Here is an 18,950-nt window from a genome sequence, read left to right on the forward strand (position 1 = left end):
CGCCGCCCCCACACCTGTGCCGCGCTGGCGGGCCCGGCGCTGTGGGAGCATAGGCGCATGATGCGCTTCCTCCTGCACGTCATTGTCAGCGCGCTTGCCCTCTGGGTTGCGGCGTGGATCCTGCCCGGCATGGACATCACCACCACGGCCGCCGCGGGCGCGGCGGCGAACGCGGGCGCCGGCACGGCGAGCAACACCGTGGGGATCGTGCTCGGCTACCTGTTCCTCGGGCTCATCTTCGGGCTCGTGAACGCGGTCGTGAAGCCGATCGTGAGCTTCCTGTCCCTGCCCGTCACCTGCCTCACCCTCGGCCTGTTCGCGCTCGTGATCAATGCCGCGATGCTCGGGCTCACCGCGTGGATCTCGGGCTACACCCCGGTGCACCTCACCCTCGACTCGTTCGTGACGGCGCTACTGGGCGCCATCATCGTGGCCATCGTCTCCGCGGTCACCGGCTGGGCCCTGGGCCTGCGGAAGGACTAGGAGCACCCGCTCCCCCGGCCAGTCGTGGCGTCAGGGGCGTCGTGGTGTCGGTTCCCGTGTACACGAAGCGCTCGCGACGCGCCGCCGTGGGCGTCGCGCCTCCACCCGCCGCGCGGACCACTCCGGCGCCTACCACGCCCGTCCCGACCACGGTGCCGAGGACCGAGGCGTAGCCGCGGACGGACGGGTCGCTGGACAGGTCGAGCGCACGGGCATCTGCTGCGTACTGCGTGATGTCGTGGGCGCCCACGATCCCTCCGCCGTCTGCGTGCTCCGGCGTCTGCACGTCCACGACGTTGGGGCGAGGGACCGGGAACGACCCCGAGAGGGCAGGGACGACGTCGGCCTCGTTCGAGACGGTGAGCGCCGGGATGTCCTCCGGGATGGGGAACGCCGTGGGGATCCCGCCGAGCAGGGTCACGGCGGCGACGGGGTAGCGGGAGCGGAAGTCCTTGTCCCCGAGGAGTCCGAGGACATGCAGCGAGCCCTGGCTGTGCGCGTTGAAGACCACGGAGTCACCGGCCATCAGCTCCTGGTCCGCGAGGGCGCGCTCGATCAGCTGGCGCGCGTGGCTGTCCCTGCCGTCCATGCCGTCCAGGTTGCCCTCGATGTCGAAGACGCCGCCCTGGGCATCGTCCGGCGCCCACGATTGGGTGCCCGGGACCGTGACCACCACGGCGGTGGATCCGTCGGCCCGGGGGATGCGCTCCACGAGGACCGACGACGGCGGCACGGGCGTCCCGTCCTCGAGCGGCGCCGCGCCCTGCGCCTGCCTCAGGCTCTCCGCTGCGTAGGCGAAGGTGGAGGCATCCCCGCTTCCGGGGGCCACCTCGTGGCGGACGACGCTGATGCGGTCATCGGGCGCACCCGCCGGCATCCACGGAGACAGGCCCGGGACGGTGTCGCCCACCGCCGTGGCAACTCCCCGCAAGGCCGCCGCGCCCAGCCTGCCCGGAGGGATCCCGATGAGGTTCCACAGGTAGCCCGACGGCACCAGGCCCGAGACTGCCAGCCGTGCGCCGAGCGGCAGCCCGATGCCTCCGATCGCGGCCCACCCCTCCGCCGCAAGGTAGCCGGCCTTCGCGGCGGCGACGCCGTCCCTCGCGCTGCGGAGGTCGAGCGCCGCGCGCATCGCCTGCCCGACCAGGTCCGCGGCGCGGGCGTCGAAGGCAGCCCCGGTCGCACTGCCGGCGCAGACGCCCCGCCAGGCCGCGGCGCGCGCCGACTCCAGCCGGCCGATCACCGCGTCGGCACAGGAGAGCGCTGCCGTGAGGGAAGCCGCGGCCTCCTGGAGGGCCTCGGCGTTCACCCGGAAGGCCTCGCCGCCCGTGACCGTGAACGTCGACGGATCGCGCGCAGCCGTCCGATCGGACCCGTCCCCGCTCACCGGCACCCCGCCTCCGCACCCGGCGCGGAGGCCGGGTCCGGCAGCCCGCGCGCGAACACCGGGCCAACAGGCGCCGGAAGGCGCAGGGCCGGGCCGCGCGACGGCAGGGGCGCGATGGGACCCGTCCGCCCCTCGACCACCAGCCCCCTCGTCGGAGCCGCACTGGCGAAGGGCACGGGGGCCGCGCCGCGGCAGCCGGCAGCCTCCGACTGCACGGATCCCACGGTCAGCGCGAGGCCGGCCAGCGCCGTGGCGATCGGCGCGAGCTGGGCCGTGAGCGCCGCGGCCGTCCCCTTGAACGCGGACGCGGCCGGCCCGTCCCAGTCGGCGGCGCCGGCGCGGGCCACCGCGGCACGCGCGCCTTCGAGCTCCTCCCCTGCCGCGGCGAGCTGTGCCGCCGCTGCCCGCAGTTCCGCCTCGTCATGCCCGCACGGCCGGCCCTCTCCCGGCCCTCCCCCGGCCTCCGGCCCGTCGAGCCCCGAGGCCGACCCCCACCCGCTGAAGCCGCTGCCCGACGTCCCGGCCATGGTCCCTCCCCCGCTACCAGCGCTCCTGGCGGAGCCCCATGCCCCGACGCTAGGCGGGCGGGGAGATCCGCGGCGACCGACCGGCGTCGTATGTGGACAACGCGCCCGGCGCGCACGCGGAGGACCGCCGGGGCGGCCGCAACCGCCTGTCACAGCCTGCAGGGGCCCGGGCCGGGCATGGAAGAATGGAGGCCATGGCTGATTCCCCCTCGCGCATCCCGTCCGGACGTCTCTCCCTGGCCGTGGCCGGCGAGGACGCCGCCAGGCCCATCGCCCTCGGACCGCTCGACGGCCGCTACCGCCCCGCGGTCGCGCCGCTGGTCGACTACCTCTCCGAGGCCGCCCTGAACCGGGACCGTGTGGCCGTCGAGGTCGAATGGCTCATCCACCTCACCAAGAACTCCGTGCTCCCGGGCGCCGGGCCGCTCACGGCCGAGCAGGAGGCCGGGCTCCGGGCTATCGTCACCGAGTTCGACGCCGCCTCCGTCGCCGAGCTGGCCGAGATCGAGGCCGTGACAGTCCACGACGTGAAGGCCGTGGAGTACTACATCGGCCGCCGCCTCGAGGGCCTGGGCATCAAGGACCTGACCCCGATGGTGCACTTCGGCTGCACCTCCGAGGACATCAACAACCTCTCCTACGCCCTCGGGATCAAGGGTGCCGTCGAGGACGTCTGGCTGCCGGCGGCGCGCGCGCTCGTGGAGCAGGTCGCCCAGATGGCGCGGGCCAACCGCGACGTCCCGATGCTCTCGCGCACGCACGGCCAGCCTGCCACGCCCACCACCCTCGGCAAGGAGCTCGCGGTCATCGCCCACCGCCTCACCCGCCAGCTCGACCGCATTGCCCGCACCGAGTACCTCGGCAAGATCAACGGCGCCACCGGCACCTACGCCGCCCACTACGCCTCCGTGCCCGGCGCGGACTGGCAGCAGGTCTCCCAGACGTTCGTCGAGGGCCTCGGCCTCACGTGGAACCCGCTGACCACCCAGATCGAGAGCCACGACTGGCAGGCCGAGCTGTACGCGGACATGGCCCGCTTCAACCGGATCCTGCACAACGTGTGCACGGACATCTGGAGCTACATCTCGATCGGGTACTTCGCCCAGATCCCCGTCGCGGGCGCCACCGGTTCCTCGACCATGCCGCACAAGGTCAACCCGATCCGCTTCGAGAACGCCGAGGCGAACCTCGAGATCTCCTCGGCCCTCCTCGACACGCTCGGCGCGACGCTCGTGACCTCCCGCTGGCAGCGCGACCTGACCGACTCGTCCTCCCAGCGCAACATCGGCGTGGCGTTCGGCCACTCCCTGCTGGCGATCTCGAACGTCGCCAAGGGCCTCGAGCGCCTCGACGTCGCCGAGGACGTCCTCGCCGCGGACCTCGACACGAACTGGGAGGTCCTCGCGGAGGCCATCCAGATGGTCATGCGCGCCGAGGCGATCGCCGGGGTGCCGGGGATGGACAACCCCTACGAGCGGCTCAAGGACCTCACCCGCGGCCACCGCGTGGATGCCGCGCGCATGAAGGAGTTCGTCTCCGGGCTCGGCCTCTCCGCCGATGCCGAGGCCCGCCTGCTCGCCCTCACCCCGGCCACCTACAACGGGGTCGCCGGCCGGCTGGTCGACCACCTCGGCTAGCCTGCCGCGCACGACGGCGCGCCGGCACCTTGCGGTGTCGGCGCGCCGTTCGCGTCTCCCGGCCTACTCCTGCGGGCGGGCGAGCCCCTGCCGCAGCTCGCGCGCCTTGCGGATGTCCTCCTGCGCCACCTTCTGCTTCTTCTCGATCTGCGCGGTGTCCTTCGGCGGCAGCTGGATCGACTCCTCGGCCCCGATCCCCGCCTGAAGCTCGCGGCCGCGCTCCGTCTCGGCGTCGAACTCGGCGCCGAAGAGCAGGGACATGTTCACGAGCCAGAGCCACAGCAGCAGGATGATGACGCTGCCGAGGGCCCCATAGGTCTTGTTGTAGTGGCCGAAGTTGGCCACGTAGAACCCGAAGCCGGCGGTGGTCACCGCGAGCACGACCAGGGCCATGAGCGAGCCGGCAGTCACCCAGCGGAACTTGGGCTGCTTCACGTTCGGGGTGAAGTAGTAGAGCGTCGCGATGAGGACGATCACGAGGGCCAGCAGGACCGGCCACTTGGCGATGTTCCAGACCATGACGGCCACGCCGCCCAGCCCGATCACATTGCCCACGGCCTCCGCGACGGGGCCGCTGAGGACCAGCATGGCGGAGACGATCGCCACGAGGATCACCGAGGCGATCGTCACGGCGAGCATGGTGCCGCGGAGCCGGACGAAGCCCCGGCCCTCGCCGACCTCGTAGATGCGGTTCATCGCCCGTCCGAACGCGCCGACGTAGCCGGAGGCGGACCAGAGGGCACCGAGGATGCCGCCGATCAGGGCGAGCCCGGCGGCAGGGCTCTTCACAAGTTCCTCGACGGGCCCGCGGACCGTGTCCGCCGCGGCGCCGGGGGCCACGGACTGGACGATGTCCATCATCCCGTTCACGGTCGTCTCAGCCTGGCCGAAGAGCCCGAGGATCGAGACGAGGGCGAGGAGCGCCGGGAACAGGGAGAGCACCGCGTAGTACGTCAGCGACGCCGCGAGGTCTGGGCAGGCGTCGTTGCTGAACTCGCGGAAGGTCTTCAGGGCGATGTACTTCCAGGAAGGCTTCGTGACGTCGCGGATGCGTTCCGGCTTCACGTCGTCGTCGGGCGCTGGGGCCGAGGACTCCTTCTGCGCGGTCTGGGCAGCGTTCTGGTCGGTCATGCGCGGTACTTACCCAGACCGGCCGGGGGGCAATCGGACCATTCGGCCGCCGATTTCGCCTCCGGCCGCGGCGCGTGTAAAGTAGATCAAGCGCCGCGGGGTGGAGCAGTTCGGTAGCTCGCTGGGCTCATAACCCAGAGGTCGTAGGTTCAAATCCTGCCCCCGCAACTGACGAAGGCCCCCGGTCCACACGGACCGGGGGCCTTCTGCATGCCCGAACCCGCCGAGTCCGTGTACGGGGCGGCCAGCGGGGCCTATCATCAAGGGGACTTCCATCCTCAGGTGGTCGGCATGTCGGACTCCGAAGAACATCGTCCCCCGTCGTGGTGGAGCACCCTCCCCGGCATCCTCACCGGTGTGGCCGCGCTGATCACCGCCCTGGCGGGTCTGTTCTTCGGCCTCGTCCAGCTCAACTCGCAGGGGACGGCCGCCACCACCGTGAAGAGCTCGGCCGCCGCTAATCCGGCGCGCCCAGCCCAAAGCTCCATCCCGGAAACAGCCATCGCCTCGGCACCCCCTGCCGCCGTCCAGGTCACCAACCAGCCCCAGCGTGTCGGTGACCTCGAGTACACCGTGGTGAGCGCGTCGGCCAGGCCCGACGCCGACGGCCTGAGCGCCATCGAGTTCACCGTGCGCTGCTTCAACTACGGCCGGTATGACGCCAACTTCTGGGATGCAGGGTTCCGCGTCGCGGCCGGTTCGGACGTCTACTCACCCACCTCCGGCCTCGACGTGGTCGTCCCGTCGGACTCGAGCACCACGGGAGTGGTCCGGTTCGTCGTCCCTGCCAGCGCGCGGTCTCTCACCCTCACATTCAGATTCCCGGCTGGGGAGAGGTCCGTCCCGGTCTCGCTGTCCTAGGCCCCGGCGGAACGCCCCGCCACGCGGCCGGAGAAGAGGCAGCCGCCCAGGAACGTGCCCTCCAGGGCGTTGTAGCCCATCATCCCGCCGCCCCCGAAGCCGGCCGCCTCCCCCGCGGCGAACAGCCCGGGGACCGGCCGCCCCGACGGGGCCAGGCAGCGGCCGGAGAGGTCGGTCTCGAGGCCGCCGAGGGTCTTGCGCGTGAGGATGTTGAGCCGCACCGCGATCAGCGGGCCGTGCCGGGGATCGAGGATCCGGTGCGGCGCGGCGACCCGGATGAGCCGGTCGCCGAGGTACTTCCGGTGCGCGCGCAGGAAGGTGACCTGGGCGTCCTTGCCGAAGGCGTTCTCGATCTCGGCGTCGCGCGCCTCGAGCACCGCCCGCACGGCCGGCTCGGACACGAGCCCTGGCTCCCCCACCCGGTTCATCCCCTCGACGAGCTCGCCCAGGGTCCGGGCGACCACGAAGTCCTCGCCGTGCTCCTTGAACGCCTCGATCGGAGCCGCCGCGCCCGGCCGCAGGCGTGAGGCCAGGAGCCGGAAGTCCTTGCCGGTCAGGTCCGGGTTCTGCTCGGACCCGGAGAGCGCGAACTCCTTCTCGATGATCGACTGCGTGAGCACGAACCACGAGTAGTCGTACCCCGTGGCCCGCAGGTGCTTGAGCGTCCCGAGGGTGTCGAACCCGGGGAACAGCGGCGCCGGCAGCCTCCTGCCCAGGGCGTCGAGCCACACCGAGGAGGGACCGGGCAGGATCCGGATCCCGTGGTTCTCCCACACCGGATTCCAGTTCCGCAGCCCCTCCGTGTAGTGCCACATGCGGTCGCCGTTGATGACGCGCGCACCGGCCGCCTCGGCGATCGGGAGCATGCGCCCGTCCACGTGGGCCGGCACACCCGCCACCATGGTGCGCGGCGGGGTGCCGAGGCGCTCGGGCCACAGCCTGCGGACCATGTCGTGGTTGCCGCCGACCCCGCCGGAGGCGATCACGATCGCGCCCGCCTCCACCTCGAACTCCCCCACCACGCGCCGGCCGCTCGCCGTCCCGCGCTCGGCGTCCGACGGCGCGAGGCGGGCTCCGCGCACGCCGGTCGCGGCGCCGTCGTGGGTCACCACCTCGTCGACGCGGTGCCGGAACAGGAAGCGGATGCGGGCGGCGTCTGCGTGCGCCCGGGCGCGGCGGACGAACGGCGCGAGGACGCCGGGGCCGGTGCCCCAGACGAGGTGGAAGCGCGGCACGGAGTTGCCGTGGCCGTCCGCGCGCCCGTCGCCGCGCTCGGCCCAGCCCACCACCGGGAAGAAGCGCACGCCCATGCCGTGCAGCCACGCGCGCTTCTCGCCGGCCGCGAAGTCCAGGTAGGCCTCGGCCCAGAGCCGGGGCCAGTAGTCCTCGGGGCGGTCGAACTGGGCGGAGCCGAACCAGTCCTGCCGGGCCAGGGCGAGCGAGTCCCGCACGCCCATGCGCCGCTGCTCGGGCGAGCCGACGAGGAAGAGGCCGCCGAGGGACCAGTGCGCCTGGCCGCCGAGCGACTGCGGCGGCTCCTGGTCGAGGACCACGACCTCCCGGCCGGCGTCCGCGGCCTCGACCGCCGCCACGAGTCCCGCGAGCCCGGCCCCCACCACGCACACGTCCGCCTGGACCGTCTGATCTGCCATGGGCCCAGCCTTTCCGCCCATCCCGCGCGCGTCAACGGTGCCGCATACTGGAGCCATGTCCGGCTGCTGCGGGCCCGGCCCCGGGAACACCGACCCGACGAGGTACAGCGCGGTCTTCACCCCGTCCTTCTCCCGCAGCATCACGAGGCGCTACGAGCGGAAGGGCCTGCGCCCCGTCGAACAGCGGATCGTGGACTTCCTGGCGGGCACCGGCATCGAGGGTGCGAGCGTCCTCGAGATCGGGGGCGGCGTGGGCGAGATCCAGCTCGAGCTCCTCAAGCGCGGGGCCGGCCGCACCGAGAACCTCGAGCTCTCCGACGCCTACGAGTCCAACGCCGAGCGGCTCGTCGAACGGGCGGGGCTGGGCGGGCGCGTCTCGCGCCGCCTCGGGGTGGACATCGCGGAGACGCCCGACGCCGTCGGGCCGGCGGACGTCGTCATCCTCCACCGCGTCGTGTGCTGCTACCCCGACTACGTCAAGCTCCTCGGCGCGGCGGCCCGGCACGCGCGGCGCGCGCTCGTGTTCAGCTACCCGCCGCGGAACCTGTTCCACCGTGCCGGATTCACGGCCGTCAACGCCTTCATGCGCGCCACGGGCAAGACGTACCGGGGCTACACCCACGACCCCGCGGCGATGGTCGACGTGGTCCGCCGGCACGGGCTCGACCCGGTGTACGCGCACCGGGGCCTCGCGTGGCACATCACCGGTGCCGTGCGTGCCCGCTGACGCGCGTCAGAGCGGGGCCCGCGTCAGAGCGGGGCCCCGTCAGAGCGCCGGGGACAGCGCCTCGATGGCCTCCTCCGCGGCGCGCCGGCCCATGCGCAGGGCGCCGTCCACGTGCTGGTACCCCTCGGCCGCGAGGTCGGAGCAGGCCCAGTGGATCGGGCCGACCGGCCTGCGCTGGTCCGCGCCGTACCGGGAGAGGCCGCCGAGGTCGAAGCTCGCCGCGTAGGCGCCGCGGGTCCACTCCTCCGAGCCCCAGTCCGACTCGTAGTAGACCTCCGGGGTGAGGGCGTCGTCGCCGAGGTAGTGGGCGATCGAGGCGAGGATCGCGGCCCTGCGCTCCTCGGGCGAGAGGCGGAACACCGCGTCCGCCTTCTCGTCCGAGACGAAGCCCACGAGGGTGCCGCGGGAGTCGCCGTGGTTCGTGTTGTCGTAGACCTCCTGGACGAGCTGGTCCGCGCCGAAGCACGTGCCGGAGAGCTTGGCCTCGCGCCAGAACGGGCGGTCGTAGACGGCGTGGACCTTGATGACGAGGCCCATGGAGAGGTGCTGGTGCAGCTGGTGCTGGCGCCGCGGCAGGGCCGGGACGTAGGAGATGCGGCTGTAGAGCGTGGGCGGGACCGCGAGGATCGCCCGGCTCGCGGTGACCGTGACGCGGCCGGCGGTGCCGCCGTCGGCCGTCGCGGTGACGCTGCCGATCCCGCCCTCGCTCCCCTCCCACTCCAGGGTGCGGACCGGGGCGCCGAGGACCACGGCGTCGCCGAGCTCGGCGGCCATCGCCTCGCTCACGGACTGCATGCCGCCCACCACGCGCCTGTCGAGGATGAAGTCCTCGTCGAGGAGGTTGCTGAACGACCCGGCCGAGGCGGCCATGAGGACTGCCTGCAGGGCCGAGAACGCGTGGGCCGGCTTGGTCAGCATGCCGCCGGCGATGAAGAGGCCCACGAGGTTGCAGGCCTCCTCGTCAGCGGACTGGCCGCGGAGCCAGTGGTGGAAGCTGACCGTGTCGAGCCCGCGCGCCTTCGGGTGGGCCCACGGCTGCTCGGCGCCGAGCTCGGCGGCGAGGGCGTCGAGGATGGCGGTGAGGCGCTCGACCTCGGCGAGGGTGCCCGGGGAGACCGGGAAGTCCGCACCGGCGTAGACCGTGCGGGTGCCGTCCGGGGCGACGTAGACGTTCTCGCCCTCGCGGTAGCGCTGGAAGGTCTCCTTGCCGAGCTCGTCGACGAGGCCCAGGAGCTCGGTCTGGTCGGGGCTGATCCACTGGCCGCCGATCTCGAGGAACGCGCCGTCGATCGTGTCGCTCCAGGTGCGGCCGCCCACGCGGTCGCGGGCCTCGAGGACGACGACGCGCTGGCCCTCCTTCGCGAGGGTCCGGGCGGCCATGAGGCCGGCGGGGCCGGCACCGACGACGACGACATCGGCCTCGCGGGTCCGGGCGGCAGGGGTCTGGGGCTGGGACATGATGGTCTTCCTTCGACAGGAGGGGATGTGGGGGAGGTCTCAAAATGAATGTAGTTCATTAGAAGGCCCCCCACAACCCCCTCCCTCCCTCCCCGACGCGGGGTCACCTCCCACCCGACGCGGGGTCACCTCCCACCCGACGCGGGGTCACCTCCCACCCGACGCGGGGTAAGCCGCGTGTGGCGCGCACCGCCGCCAGCGTGCCCCGTAGACCAGCGACGAGTGCGCTGAGCCCCAGGCCGAAGGCGGCGTCAGCCGAGGCGGCACCCCTCGCCGGACGCGCGGAGACAGCAGCCGCGAAGGTGGGCGCGAGCTCAGGGCGATCGCCGACGTCAAAGATCCCCTCCGGGGCCGAAACATCCATGGCAGAACCGAGGACGAACGACTCGACCGCAACGATCACATCGACGACCATGTCCTCGGGCCATCCGCCATCGCGGAGCCCCGCAGCCACGCGCTCGTACATGGCGAGGGTGTGCGGGGCGCCGGCCACCGGGAAGACCGCGATGATGGGGATGAGCGGGGGATGCGGCGCGAAGGCCTCGCGGTACGAGTAGGCCCACCGCGTCAGCGCCAGGTCCCAAGGATCCGCGCCGAAGCCGGAAGTGTCGATCGTCTCGCAGACGTCGTCCTGGACCCAGTTGAGGACCTCGTCCTTGGACTTCACGTGGTTGTAGAGCGCGGACGGCGCGGTCCTGAGCTCGCGGGCAAGGGCTGCCATGGTGAGCCCCTCGTAGCCGGTCCGGGCGACGACGGCGAGCGCCGCCGTGGTGATCTTCCCCCGCGAGAGGACAGGGCTCGGGGGACGGCCGCGGCGGCGCGGCGCGGCCTGAGTGGACGCCTCGCGGGAGTCGGGGGATTCCATGCCTCGGAGTCTAGGGGACCGCGAGGAGCCCTTTTCGAGCTCGGGCGGTGGGACCTGACCCCGCGTCGCACGAGACCTGACCCCGCGTCGCACGAGACGTGACCCCGGGTCGCTGGAGACGCGACCCCGGGTCGCTGGAGACGTGACCCCGGGTCGGAGGGGGGGTTGACCGTGGCGCAGGTCACTGCTCTAATAAACGAACGCGATTCATTTAGGCGCCCACCCCGCGCCCCCTCCGGGTCATCTCAGACCCCCCAACTTCCCCGAAGGACTTCCATGCACGAGATCCTTGCCCTGCAGCCCCCGGTGTCGTGGGCCCGCACGGAAACGGACGCTCCGAGGCGCGCTCCCCTGTGCGTCGGCGTCGTCCAGCACCGCTGGCACGAGGACCCCGCGGCGACCGAGGCCGAGCTCGAGGAGGGCATCCGCCGCGCTGCCGCCCGCGGAGCAGCGGTCGTCTTCCTCCCCGAGCTCACGCTCTCCCGCTACCCGGCGGACACGCTGCCCGACTACACGCCCAGCAGCATCGCCGAGGACCTCGAGACCGGCCGCACGCTCGCGTTCGCCCGCCGCGCCGCCGCCGCCCACGGCATCTGCGTCCACGCCAGCCTGTACCGCAGGGGCGCCGCAGGGGGCCCCCTCGGCTACAACACCGCGATCCTCGTGGCCCCCGACGGCAGGCTCCTCGCCGCCACGGACAAGCTCCACATCCCGGTGACCGAGGGCTACTACGAGGACAGGTTCTTCCGCCCCGGCCCCGAAGCGGGCAGCCCGTACCCCGTCCACTCCCCCGCCGAGCTCGGCGGGGCTCGCCTCGGCCTGCCGACGTGCTGGGACGAATGGTTCCCCGAGCTCGCCCGCGCCTACTCGCTCGCGGGCGCGGAGATCCTCGCCTACCCGACCGCGATCGGCTCCGAGCCCGGTCACCCCGACTTCGACACGGAACCGCTGTGGCGGCAGGTGATCGTGGGCAACGGGATCGCCAACGGCACGTTCATGGTGGTCCCGAACCGCTGGGGCGCCGAGGGCCTCGTGACCTTCTACGGCTCGTCCTTCATCTCGGACCCGTACGGCCGGATCCTGGCCCGCGCCCCGCGCGAGGGCTCGGCCGTGCTCGTCGCGGACCTCGACCTCGACGCGCGCCGCGACTGGCTCACCCTCTTCCCGTTCCTCACCACCCGCCGCCCGGACACCTACGCCGCGCTCACCGCGCCCGTGGACCCCGCGCACCCGTTCGGCACCACCGGCCGGCCCGGCTCGCCCGAGCCGGCACCCCACTCCGGCGGGACGCACGACGGCGGCGACGCACCGGCGTCGTCCGGCTCACCGGCGGTCCGCTCACCGGCGGTCCCCTCGGCAGCAGGAACGCAGCAGCTAGAAGGGGCGCGCGCATGAGCTGGCGGATGCCCGCGGAGACCGACCCGCACGAGCGGCTGTGGATGGCCTGGCCCTCCGGCGGGTACACGCTCGGCGAGACGACCGAGGACGCCCACGAGGCGCGCGCGGCCTGGGCGGCCGTGGCCCACGCCGCGCGCCGCTACGAGCCCGTGACCATGGTGGTCCGGCCCGAGGACCGCGCGATCGCCGAGGCGTACCTCGGCCCGCGGGTCGGCCTGCTGGAGGCGGCCCTCGACGACGCCTGGATCCGGGACATGGGCCCGAGCTTCGTCCTCGGCACCCCCGCAGATGGCGGCCCCGCCCGCCTCGGCGCCGTCGACTGGGTGTTCAACGGCTGGGGCCAGCAGGACTGGGCCTCGTGGGAGGACGACGCCCGGATCGGCGGCACGGTCGCCCAGACCGCGGGCGCAGAGCTCGTCCCGAGCAGCCTCGTGAACGAGGGCGGCGGGATCCAGGTCGACGGGCGCGGCACGGTCCTGCTCACCGAGACCGTCCAGCTCGACCCGGGCCGCAACCCGGGCGCCACGAAGGCCCAGGTCGAGGCCGAGCTCGAGCGCACCATCGGCGCACGCCACGCCGTCTGGCTCCCCCGCGGCCTCACGCGGGACTCGGAGCGCTTCGGCACGCGGGGCCACGTGGACCTGGTCGCGGCGATCCCGAGCCCGGGCACCCTCCTGGTCCATGTCCAGCACAGCCCCGAGCACCCGGACCACGAGGTCACGGGCCAGATCCTCGAGGTCCTGCACGCCTCGCGCACCGCGGACGGGACGCCGTGGACCATCATCGAGGTCCCGGCCCCGGCCCAGCTGCACGACGGCGAGGGCTGGGTGGACTTCAGCTACATCAACCACGTGGCCGTCAACGGCGGCCTCGTGGCCTGCACCTTCAACGACCCGCACGACGAGAAGGCGCTGCGCATCCTCGCCGACGCCTACCGCGGCCGGCACGTGAGCGCGGTCGACGCGCGGGTCATCTTCTCCCGCGGGGGCGGGATCCACTGCATCACCCAGCAGCAGCCGGCCACCCCGGCGCACGCCTGACCACCACGCGCACAGCCTCCACCCGAGGGGTGACTGTCCCCAGCCCGGCCCCGGGCCCCACCCATCCGCCGCCGTTTGTGACGGCGGACACACACGAAGGACAATACTGCTGATGTCCCAGAACTCCTCCACGCTCAAGCGGTCGCTGGGCCTGTGGGCCATCGTCGGCCTCGGCCTCGGGTACATGACCCCGACCACTGTCTTCGACACGTTCGGCATCGTCTCCGGCGAGACCAACGGCGTGGTCCCGCTGGCCTACCTCGTGGCACTCGTCGCGATGGTCTTCACCGCGATCAGCTACGGCCGCATGACCCGCTTCTTCCCCTCGGCCGGCTCGGCCTACACGTACACGTCCGAGACCATGCACCCCAACGTGGGCTTCCTCGTCGGCTGGGCGTCCCTGCTCGACTACCTCCTCCTGCCGCTCGTGAACGCCGTGATCGTGCGCATCTACATGGAGTCCTTCTTCCCGGACGTGCCCTCGTGGATCTGGGTGGTGGCCTACGTGGTCATCATCACCGCGATGAACCTGTGGAGCATGAACTCGACCTCGAAGATCAACGGCATCCTCGTGGTCTTCGAGATCGTGCTGATCGGCGCCTTCGTGGTCCTGGCCTGGAACGCCCTCGCCCACGGCACCGGCACCGGCGCGGTGTTCAGCTCGGCCCCGCTCTTCCACGGCGGCGTGGACGCCTCCGCGGTCATCAGCGGCGCGACCGTGGTGTGCTTCTCCTTCATCGGCTTCGACGCGATCACGATGTACACGGAAGAGGCCAAGGACGCCACCACCGTGCCGAAGGCGATCGTCCTGGCCCTGCTGATCGGCGGGACCATCTTCTTCATCGCCGCCTGGTTCGGCCAGTCGGTGTTCCCCACGCTGGACGGCTTCGACAACACCGACGACACCCTGCCCGAGATGGCGCTCAAGGTCGGCGGCGAGCTGTTCAAGGTCCTCTTCACCTCGGCCGCCTTCGCCGCGACGGTGGCCTCGAGCCTCGCCTCGCACGCCTCGGTGTCCCGCATGATCTACGTGATGGGCCGCAACGGCCGCGGCCCCGTCTCGCGGTTCTTCTCCTTCGTCCACCCGCGGTTCCGCACCCCGTCCTTCGCGGTGCTGTTCGTCGGCGCCGTCTCCCTCCTCGCGATCCCGTTCACGCTCGAGTTCATCTCCTCGATGATCAACTTCGGCGCGCTCATCGCCTTCACGTTCGTGAACCTGACCGTGGTGGTGTTCTTCGTGCTGCGCAAGAAGGAGATCCGCACGCCGAAGGAGATCCTGGTCAACATCGTGCTGCCCGTGGTCGGCATGGTGCTGACCGGCGTCCTGTGGGCGAACCTGCAGATGGACGCGCTGGTGTACGGGGCCATCTGGCTCGGGATCGGCGCCGTGTGCCTGCTCGTGATCACCCGTGGCTTCCGCCGCACGGTCAACGTGAGCATGAACGAGGAGGACGCCGTGGAGCTCGAGCACCTCGCCGGCCCCCGCGTCTGACCTCACCTCCTTCCCCGACGCACGACGCCGCCGGGCCGGGTCCGCGACCCGGCCCGGCGACGTCGCGCCTCGCCGTGGGTAGGGTGGGCGCATGAGGGAGATCCTGCCGTTCCGCTACCTGTTCGGACCCGGCCCGGGGAACGCATACCCGGAGGTCATGGCCGCGCTCTCGTTCCCCGTGATCGGGCACCTGGACCCGGCGTTCATCGAGCGGCTGGACCGCGTCTCGGCCGGGCTGCGCGAGGTGTGGGGCACGGCGAACGCGCGCACATGGCCCGTCTCGGCCACCGGCTCGGGCGGCATGGAGGCGGCGTTCGTGAACTTCGTCGAGCCGGGCGACCCGGTGGTCGTGGCGGTCAACGGGCTCTTCGGCGAGCGGATGTGCGAGGTGGCCCGGCGCTGTGGGGCCGAGGTGGTGCGCGTGGACCACGAGTGGGGGCAGCCGGTCGACGCCGAGCGCGTCCTCGCCGCCCACCCGTCGCCGAAGATCATCGCGGCCGTGCACGCCGAGACGTCCACGGGCGTCCGCTCCGACATCGCCGCCCTCGGGGCAGGCAAGGGGGACGCGCTCCTGCTGGCCGACGCCGTGACGTCGATCGGCGGCCTCGAACTCCTCGCGGACGAGTGGGGCGTCGACATCGGCTACGCGGGCACCCAGAAGTGCCTCGGAGTCCCGCCCGGCCTGTCCCCGTTCACCGTCTCCGAGCGCGCGTTCGAGCGGCGGGTCCGCGAGCCGCGCTCCTGGTACTTCGACATCGGCCTGCTCGGCGGGTACGTCGGCGCCGCCCAGGGCCGCACCCGGACCTACCATCACACCGCGCCGGTGACCATGATCGCCGGGCTCGAGGCCGGGCTCGACCGGATCCTCGCCGAGGGGCTGCCCACCGTGTGGGCCCGCCACGAGGCCGCCGCGGACGCCCTGCGCGAGGGGCTCGAGGACATGGGACTGGAGCTGTTCGCCGCCGAGGGCAGCCGCCTGCCGAGCCTGACCACCGTGCGCGTCCCGGACGGCGTCTCCTCCGCGCGCGTGCGCCGGATCCTCCTCGAGCAGTACTCGATCGAGATCGGTGCCGGGGTGGGCGAGTTCGCCGACACCGTCTGGCGGATCGGGCTCATGGGCCCCAACGCCAACCCTGCCTCGGTGACGCTCGTCCTCGGCGCGCTGGGCGAGGCGATCGGCGCCGTGCGCTGACGCCCGTGGACTGGGCGGCCGGGGACGCCGGGGCGGCTTCGGGGTGGGGCCGAAGGAGCTGGGCCGTGCGCCCCGCCGTCCCGGGCGACCTTGCGGCCGTGAATGCCGTGGTCCGCGCCGCGGGGCGCCCCGACTGGGCGGCCGCCGCCCTCGCCCCGCGGCCGGACCGGATCGCCGTCGTGGCGCTGGCCGACGGGGAGCTGGCCGGCCCGGCGCTGGCCGACGGCCGGCTGCTCGGCTGCGCCAAGACCCACGTTTACCCCGCGCCGGACGGCGGGGCGCCGGCCGGCCACTACCTCGGCGGCATCGTGGTCCACCCCGCCGCCCGACGCCGCGGAGCCGGGCGCGCGCTCACCGAGGCCCGGCTGGCCTGGATCTGGGAGCGTGCCGACGCCGCCTACTGCATCACGAACGCGCGCAACGCGGCCGCGATCGCGCTGCACGGGGGCCTGGGGTTCCGGCAGGTCGCCTCGGGCGCCTCGTTCCAGGGGGTGACGTTCGACGGCGGCCGCGGCCTCGTGCTCGAGGCGCGGCGGCCGGCGTCGTGCGCCGGACAGTGACCGGCGAACGGGACCGGAATCCGGCGCCGCCCAAGACCGACCTGCTTTCAGCGCCCACGCCGCGTGTCGGGAGGGGACACGCCGCGCATCGGCGCCCGAGGCCGGTGAAAGCCGGTCGGTTTCGGCGGCCAGGGCAGGGCCCGGCCTGGCCAGGGGCTAGGCGGAGTCCACCTCGACGTCGCCGGCCGCGGCGAGGTCCAGGGTGTGGAAGGTGTGGTCGCGCTTGGCCTTGAGGTAGCGGACGTTGCTCGCGGAGAGGTGCACCGCGGTGGGCACCTGCTCGGCCACCTGGATTCCGAGGGCCTCGAGCTGGAGGGCCTTGTCCGGGTTGTTGCTCAGGAGCCGGATGCGCGTGGAGCCCAGCGCCTGGAGCATCTGGGCGGCGGCCTCGTAGTCGCGCTCGTCCTCGCCGCGGCCGAGGGCCCGGTTGGCGGCGTAGGTGTCGAGCCCCTGGTCCTGGAGGGCGTAGGCGTCCAGCTTCTCGTACAGCCCGATCCCCCGACCCTCCTGCCGGAGGTAGAGCAGGAACCCGCCGGCCGTGGAGATCCGCTCCACGGCCTCGCGCAGCTGGGGCCCGCAGTCGCACCGCTCGGAGCCGAGCACATCCCCGGTGAGGCATTCGCTGTGCGGCCGCACGAGCGGGGGCTCGCCGCCCTCGCCCGCCCGCTGCAGCGCGTCCTCCCAGTCGCCGAGGCCGAGCAGGAGGTGCTCGCGGCCGTCCACGAGGCCGCGGAACGTGAAGACGTCCGCCGTGACGGCGAACCCGCCGGCTAACCTGAGCGGCACTCGCACCCGCGTGCGCACCTGTGCTCCAGCTGACATGGCCCCTCCATCTTGGCGGGCACCCGGCGCCCGCCACGCTCTGCTTCTCGTGTACCGGACTTTACCCAGCCGTTCGACATTCCTCACAGCACCGTCATGGAGCCGAAACACACGCCCCGTAGCGTCAGGGCATTCCCTTCATGAAGGAGGCGGCATGCAGACCCACCCCAAGCTGACGATCCGGCTGGTCCCGTGGTCCAACCCCGTGGGACGCGACCTGCGCGCCGCCCAGCAGGCGGAGCTCGACGCCCGCTACGGCCACACCGAGCACGAGGCGGGGGACCCGCCGTCGGCCGCGGACACTGCCGTGTTCCTCGTCGCCTACGAGCGGGCCACGGGCCAGCCGCTGGGCTGCGGCGGCCTGCGGTGGGTCGAGCGCACCACGGCCGAGGTCAAGCGGGTCTATGTGCTCCCCTACGCACGGGGGGCGGGGATCGCGAGCTCGATCCTCGTGGCGCTCGAGGCCGAGGCCTATGCGGCGGGCGTGACGCTCATGCTCGCCGAGGCCGGGTCCGCCCAGCCCGACGGGAAGATGTTCTACGAGGCGTCCGGCTACCGCCGCATCGCGAACTTCGGCCCGTACGCGGACCTGGCGGACTCGGTCTGCTACGCCAAGCCGGTCATGACCCCGGTGCGGGTGCACGCGGTTACGGCGTGACGGGCCGGCTCCGCAACCGCCGCCAGGCACTGGGAGCCAGCACCACGGCCACGCCGACCGCCGCGCCGATCACCGTGTCGATGAAGCGGTCGTGCAGCAGGTCCAGCGGGTCCACGCGCACCACGAGGAGCGTGGACATGAGGGCGAGCGGGGTGACGCACACCTGGGCCAGGAAGTACTGCCGGGCGATGAGCATCTCGGCCCCGAACTGGCAGGCGGCGATGAGCAGGACCATCGCCCACGCCTCGGGACGGAGCGCAACGATCGCGGCGAGCACCGTGAGGCCCACCACCGTGCCGAGGACACGCTGCAGGCCCCGGGCCACGCGGTGCCGGGTCGTGTGGCCCACGAGCGGCACGACAGCGGCGACCATCGCCCAGTAGTTGTGCCCGAACCCGAGCAGCTGCCCCACGATCGTGGCGACCACCCCAGCGACCGCCGCCGCGACCAGGTAGCCGAGCGACTCGAGCCACAGGGCCCGGCGCTCCTCGGCACCGAGCCGCACCCGCCACGCGGCGCGGACCGCGCCCCACGTGAGCGGCGTGCGGTGCGCGGGGTGGACGCGCGACGAGAGGCCGATGAGCAGGCAGAGCACCACCGTCCCGGCGGCCGTGAGCATGGCCGGTCCGAGCGGGGGCTGATGCGGGACCGAGGCGATCGCCGCGTAGGCGAAGATGTGGAACAACGAGCCGGCCGGCCGCAGCCTCCAGTAGCCCACCACCACGGTGCACGCCGAGGCCACGATGGTGGTGCCGGCCACGATGGTCCACGGGCTCACGAGGTCGCCGGGGCTCAGCCGGGCGGTGAGCGTGGCCGCGAGGATCACGGCCAGCATGAGCAGGCCCGCGCGGACCTGCGCCACGATCCGCGCCCGGTGCGGCTCGTTGCGCCCGTAGATCCCGGCGAACGCGCCGAAGCTCGCGAAGATCGCCAGATCGAGCCGGCCCAGCACCACGAGGGCGATGAGCGGGATGAACAGCCCTGCCGCGACCCGGAGCGCCGCCTGGTGGTCCTGACGCGCCGGCCCGATGCTGAACAGCAGCTGGTGCACGAACTCCCG

At 72.8% G+C, this 18,950-nt stretch carries 18 protein-coding genes and 1 tRNA gene; 11 read left to right on the forward strand and 8 right to left on the reverse strand.

The window, feature by feature from the left end:
- The first annotated feature begins 57 nt into the window (after nt 1-57).
- Nucleotides 58-483: a phage holin family protein gene (locus ACVWWH_RS03540; RefSeq protein WP_066500981.1), complete on the forward strand. Its 426-nt coding sequence runs from the start codon at nt 58-60 to the stop codon at nt 481-483.
- Here the strand turns inward: ACVWWH_RS03540 and ACVWWH_RS03545 are convergent.
- Nucleotides 449-1,870, reverse strand: a complete 1,422-nt coding sequence (locus ACVWWH_RS03545; protein ID WP_457315639.1) for a hypothetical protein — start codon at nt 1,868-1,870, stop codon at nt 449-451. The genes ACVWWH_RS03540 and ACVWWH_RS03545 overlap by 35 nt on opposite strands.
- Nucleotides 1,867-2,397 carry a hypothetical protein gene (locus ACVWWH_RS03550; protein ID WP_457315640.1) on the reverse strand — a complete coding sequence of 177 codons (531 nt, stop codon included), beginning with the start codon at nt 2,395-2,397 and terminating at the stop codon, nt 1,867-1,869. The genes ACVWWH_RS03545 and ACVWWH_RS03550 overlap by 4 nt, the downstream gene beginning before the upstream one ends.
- Before the next feature lie 185 nt (nt 2,398-2,582).
- Here ACVWWH_RS03550 and purB point away from each other — a divergent pair, with 185 nt between their 5' ends.
- Nucleotides 2,583-4,034 carry an adenylosuccinate lyase gene (gene purB, locus ACVWWH_RS03555; protein WP_066500991.1) on the forward strand — a complete coding sequence of 484 codons (1,452 nt, stop codon included), beginning with the start codon at nt 2,583-2,585 and terminating at the stop codon, nt 4,032-4,034.
- Nucleotides 4,035-4,097: 63 nt separating this feature from the next.
- On the opposite strand, the gene ACVWWH_RS03560 is transcribed toward purB, so the two are convergent.
- Entirely contained in the window at nt 4,098-5,165 is a 1,068-nt protein-coding gene (locus tag ACVWWH_RS03560; RefSeq protein ID WP_066500994.1) for a YihY/virulence factor BrkB family protein, read from the reverse strand.
- Between the two features lie 94 nt (nt 5,166-5,259).
- Between ACVWWH_RS03560 and ACVWWH_RS03565 the strand changes: the two genes are divergently transcribed.
- Together ACVWWH_RS03565 and ACVWWH_RS03570 are read left to right on the forward strand one after the other, a co-directional pair.
- Nucleotides 5,260-5,333 (forward strand) — tRNA-Met (locus tag ACVWWH_RS03565).
- Nucleotides 5,334-5,456: 123 nt separating this feature from the next.
- On the forward strand, nt 5,457-6,026 hold the full coding sequence (locus ACVWWH_RS03570; protein ID WP_066500996.1) for a hypothetical protein: 570 nt from the start codon (nt 5,457-5,459) through the stop codon (nt 6,024-6,026).
- Here the strand turns inward: ACVWWH_RS03570 and ACVWWH_RS03575 are convergent.
- On the reverse strand, nt 6,023-7,678 hold the full coding sequence (locus tag ACVWWH_RS03575; protein ID WP_066500998.1) for an FAD-binding dehydrogenase: 1,656 nt from the start codon (nt 7,676-7,678) through the stop codon (nt 6,023-6,025). The genes ACVWWH_RS03570 and ACVWWH_RS03575 overlap by 4 nt on opposite strands.
- A gap of 55 nt (nt 7,679-7,733) precedes the next feature.
- Between ACVWWH_RS03575 and ACVWWH_RS03580 the strand changes: the two genes are divergently transcribed.
- Complete coding sequence (locus tag ACVWWH_RS03580) at nt 7,734-8,405, forward strand: methyltransferase domain-containing protein (RefSeq protein WP_066501001.1); 672 nt, start codon at nt 7,734-7,736, stop codon at nt 8,403-8,405.
- 39 nt (nt 8,406-8,444) lie between these two features.
- Here ACVWWH_RS03580 and ACVWWH_RS03585 read toward each other — a convergent pair whose 3' ends face one another.
- Entirely contained in the window at nt 8,445-9,863 is a 1,419-nt protein-coding gene (locus ACVWWH_RS03585; protein ID WP_457315641.1) for a flavin monoamine oxidase family protein, read from the reverse strand.
- A gap of 103 nt (nt 9,864-9,966) precedes the next feature.
- Nucleotides 9,967-10,728, reverse strand: a complete 762-nt coding sequence (locus ACVWWH_RS03590; protein ID WP_457315642.1) for a TetR/AcrR family transcriptional regulator — start codon at nt 10,726-10,728, stop codon at nt 9,967-9,969.
- A 276-nt stretch (nt 10,729-11,004) separates the two neighbouring features.
- On the opposite strand from ACVWWH_RS03590, the gene ACVWWH_RS03595 reads away from it, so the two are divergent.
- From ACVWWH_RS03595 to ACVWWH_RS03615, 5 genes are all read left to right on the forward strand, one after another.
- The gene (locus ACVWWH_RS03595; protein WP_457315643.1) at nt 11,005-12,123 is read left to right on the forward strand and encodes a nitrilase-related carbon-nitrogen hydrolase; all 1,119 of its coding nucleotides are present in this window, start codon (nt 11,005-11,007) and stop codon (nt 12,121-12,123) included.
- A complete protein-coding gene (locus ACVWWH_RS03600; RefSeq protein ID WP_457315644.1) occupies nt 12,120-13,166 on the forward strand; it encodes an agmatine deiminase family protein in 1,047 nt (348 codons plus the stop codon). Before ACVWWH_RS03595 ends, ACVWWH_RS03600 begins: the two co-directional genes overlap by 4 nt.
- A 112-nt stretch (nt 13,167-13,278) precedes the next feature.
- Complete coding sequence (locus tag ACVWWH_RS03605; RefSeq protein ID WP_457315645.1) at nt 13,279-14,658, forward strand: APC family permease; 1,380 nt, start codon at nt 13,279-13,281, stop codon at nt 14,656-14,658.
- A 91-nt stretch (nt 14,659-14,749) separates the two neighbouring features.
- Nucleotides 14,750-15,850, forward strand: a complete 1,101-nt coding sequence (locus ACVWWH_RS03610) for a pyridoxal-phosphate-dependent aminotransferase family protein (RefSeq protein WP_066501022.1) — start codon at nt 14,750-14,752, stop codon at nt 15,848-15,850.
- A gap of 65 nt (nt 15,851-15,915) precedes the next feature.
- Nucleotides 15,916-16,410, forward strand: coding sequence for a GNAT family N-acetyltransferase (locus ACVWWH_RS03615; protein WP_457315646.1), 495 nt, complete (start codon nt 15,916-15,918; stop codon nt 16,408-16,410).
- Nucleotides 16,411-16,566: 156 nt separating this feature from the next.
- Here the strand turns inward: ACVWWH_RS03615 and ACVWWH_RS03620 are convergent, their stop codons facing one another.
- Nucleotides 16,567-17,232, reverse strand: a complete 666-nt coding sequence (locus ACVWWH_RS03620; RefSeq protein WP_457315647.1) for a GTP cyclohydrolase II — start codon at nt 17,230-17,232, stop codon at nt 16,567-16,569.
- A 154-nt stretch (nt 17,233-17,386) separates the two neighbouring features.
- Between ACVWWH_RS03620 and ACVWWH_RS03625 the strand changes: the two genes are divergently transcribed.
- Nucleotides 17,387-17,890: a GNAT family N-acetyltransferase gene (locus ACVWWH_RS03625; RefSeq protein WP_457315648.1), complete on the forward strand. Its 504-nt coding sequence runs from the start codon at nt 17,387-17,389 to the stop codon at nt 17,888-17,890.
- Here ACVWWH_RS03625 and ACVWWH_RS03630 read toward each other — a convergent pair.
- A complete protein-coding gene (locus ACVWWH_RS03630; protein WP_066502856.1) occupies nt 17,880-18,929 on the reverse strand; it encodes an FUSC family protein in 1,050 nt (349 codons plus the stop codon). The genes ACVWWH_RS03625 and ACVWWH_RS03630 overlap by 11 nt on opposite strands.
- Between the last annotated feature and the right edge of the window lie 21 nt (nt 18,930-18,950).

It is taken from the genome of Sinomonas sp. RB5, assembly GCF_054063535.1.